The organism is Paeniglutamicibacter sp. ZC-3 (assembly GCF_025847175.2).
GTDB classification, from domain to species: domain Bacteria; phylum Actinomycetota; class Actinomycetes; order Actinomycetales; family Micrococcaceae; genus Paeniglutamicibacter; species Paeniglutamicibacter sulfureus.
The window spans coordinates 1-2,854 of record NZ_JAOYTG010000048.1 but is presented as its reverse complement, the minus strand read 5'-3'; the positions used below and the strand labels follow the sequence as shown (position 1 = coordinate 2,854).

Below are 2,854 nucleotides of genomic sequence, written 5' to 3'. Positions count from 1 at the left end.
GCAATGAAGATGCCACGCAGTACCAGCGCGATGATGATGCCTACCATCAGTACCTTCTGCTGGTAGATCTTCGGTACGGCGAACGCACCCATGACCAGCAGGAAAACAAAGAGGTTGTCAATCGACAGTGCCTTTTCGGTGAGGTAACCGGCGAAGTACTCGCCCCCATACGTCCATCCCGAGAGCGTGCCGATACCGACACCGAACAGCAGTGCGAGACTGATGTAAAACACCGACCATCGGGCGGATTCACCGATGGACGGTTCGTGGGGCTTGCGCACGTGGACGAAGAATTCGTAAACGAAGAAGACGATCGTCACGGCAATGGTGATGATCCAGATCAGGGGCGATACCTGCATGAGGCTACTCCAAAGGGATATGGCGTGGACATGACGCCAAGGTCTCCTCCGCTCTGATCAGATCAGAACCAATGGTCCGGGATGCACCAATGCATACGTATTGACGGACCGATCGCGGACGGGAGTACTCACCTTGATACAGATCAGAATACATCATGGCCGACCGGTCGTTGATGCCATGACTCGAAGATTCAGGATTTACCCATGGAATTCGTGGCGACTGTGGAGCCTTGACATTGCCCAACGATCCACCAGAAATCGCCCAAACCAACCGATCCCCCACCGCGACACCCGAACACCAAAAATCAGACTGTTAAATACGTTGAAAATTCAAGGATGTGAGCCACAACGATAAGTGGCCTGTTTTTCACAGTGCTTAGTGGCGGTGTTTTCTGGCCTTGGTTGTTGCATCTTCGGGCCGATGGATCAAGCACCCACATTGACTGCTGTCGATCGGTGCGCGGCGTCTGATTAGTGAACAGGGGTGCTGATCGCTACGGCCCGCTTGGCGGCAGGGAGTGATTCCTCGGCGGTTGCGGAACCGCCGCACTGTAGAAGTTCGTGCAGTGGTCCTGCCGGACTCCATGGGTGGTCTCGGCGACAGCTATCGCTGGATGGCTGGGGCTAGGCCAGGGAGAGGAAGAGTTTTTCCATGTCGGCACGGTCGGCTGTGGGGTCCTCGCTTTTCAGGCACTGCTCGAGCCCGGTGGCGATAATGGAGAACCCGGCACGGTCTATGGCCTTGGAGGCGGCGGAAAGCTGGGTGACCACCGCGCGGCAGTCGCCGCCTTCCTCCAGCATGCGGATCACGGCGTTCAGCTGGCCCTGGGCGCGCTTGAGCCTGTTGATGGCCGGTTTCATGGTGTCCGCTTCAAGTTCCATGGTGGGTCCCTTCAAGGTGTTGATTTCTTCAATAGTATACCCCCGGGGGTTTCCTTAGCGTATCAATGGCAGTGATTCTCGATACCCCCATGGGTATATGCCATACTCGAATACGGAGGGGGCGGTCAGGCCTCCATCAACAACCCCAGACGCAAGGAGTCACCATATGTGCCGTGCGACCAAATGCCGTAAGTGTCAGAAAACCACCTGGGCCGGATGTGGCCAGCATGTCAAGCAGGTCATGGCCCACGTGCCGCGGAGCGAGCGCTGCTCCTGCGATCCAAATGCCCCGAAGGAGTCCGGCAAGAAAGGCGGCTTCTTCGCGCGCCTCTTGGGCCGCTAGGCCCAACCTCGCATGCGCCTGTGGCGATCGGCACCATTCCCGATGGTGTCGATCGCCGCTTTTTGTGCATCCGTGAACGACTTGACGGATACCCCAGGGGGTATTATTGTTGCCTATGAACCGGATACCCCCAGGGGTATGAAGGGTAAACTGACCAACCACAAGGAGAACCAATGCTTCTCGAACGAATCTATGACGAGGACCTGGCACAGGCCAGCTACTTCATCGGCTGCCAGGCCAAGGGCGAGGCCCTCGTGGTGGACGCCCGCCGCGACATCCAGGTCTACCAGGACCTTGCCGCAAAAAACGGCATGAAGATCACCGCCGTCACCGAGACCCACATCCACGCCGACTACCTCTCCGGGACCCGCGAACTGGCCGCCGCCACCGACGCGGCGATTTACGTTTCGGGCGAGGGCGGGCCGGACTGGCAATACGAATTCGAAGCCGAACGCCTCCTTGACCAGTCCACCATCACCCTGGGAAACATCACCGTCACCGCCCTGCACACCCCCGGACACACCCCCGAACACCTCTCCTTCCTGGTCACCGACGGCGCCTTCAGTGACAAGCCGGGCTTCCTGCTCTCGGGCGATTTCGTCTTCTCCGGGGACCTGGGCCGTCCGGACTTGCTCGACGAGGCCGCCGGCGGTACCGACACCCGTTTCGCCGGGGCCCACGACCTGTTCGTTTCCCTGCAGAACAAGTTCCTGACCCTGCCCGACTACATCCAGGTCTACCCGGGCCACGGCGCCGGCAGTGCCTGCGGCAAGGCGTTGGGTGCGATCCCGTCCTCCACCGTCGGATATGAGCGCAACTTCGCGTGGTGGGGGCCCTACCTCAAGGCGAACGACGAGGCGGGGTTCGTCGAGGCACTGCTTGACGGGCAGCCCGACGCACACGCCTACTTTGGCCGGATGAAGCGCGAAAACCGCCAGGGCCCGGCTGTCCTGGGCGACCGCGCACCGCTGGCCGAACTGAACACCGCGGACGTCGCAGCCGATTTGGCCGCCGACGAAATCGGCATTGTCGACACCCGCCACCACACCCTGGTTCACGAGGGCACCGTCGCAGGGGCACTGAACATTCCCGCCGGCACCAAGGCGGCAAGCTACGGTGCCTGGGCCGTGGACCCGGAAACGGACCAGCGCCCGCTGGTGCTCTTGGCTCCCAACAGCGAAACGGCCACCGAGATGTGGGACCACCTCATCCGCGTGGGCATCGACCGCGTCGCCGGATACATCACTTCCCTGGACGGCCTGCCGGTCTA

Annotated in this window: 2 protein-coding genes and 1 pseudogene; 1 reads left to right on the top strand and 2 read right to left on the bottom strand. The window is 60.7% G+C overall.

Annotated features, from left to right (window positions below):
* Together OIU93_RS20450 and OIU93_RS20445 are read right to left on the bottom strand one after the other, a co-directional pair.
* Positions 1 to 359 (bottom strand): annotated as a pseudogene (locus OIU93_RS20450) (TerC family protein); the annotation flags it as partial.
* Positions 360 to 983: 624 nt separating this feature from the next.
* Entirely contained in the window at positions 984 to 1,241 is a 258-nt protein-coding gene (locus OIU93_RS20445) for a metal-sensitive transcriptional regulator (protein WP_022876876.1), read from the bottom strand.
* A 516-nt stretch (positions 1,242 to 1,757) separates the two neighbouring features.
* Between OIU93_RS20445 and OIU93_RS20440 the strand changes: the two genes are divergently transcribed.
* A partial coding sequence (locus tag OIU93_RS20440) for an MBL fold metallo-hydrolase (protein ID WP_264271875.1) occupies positions 1,758 to 2,854 on the top strand: 1,097 nt, incomplete at its 3' end.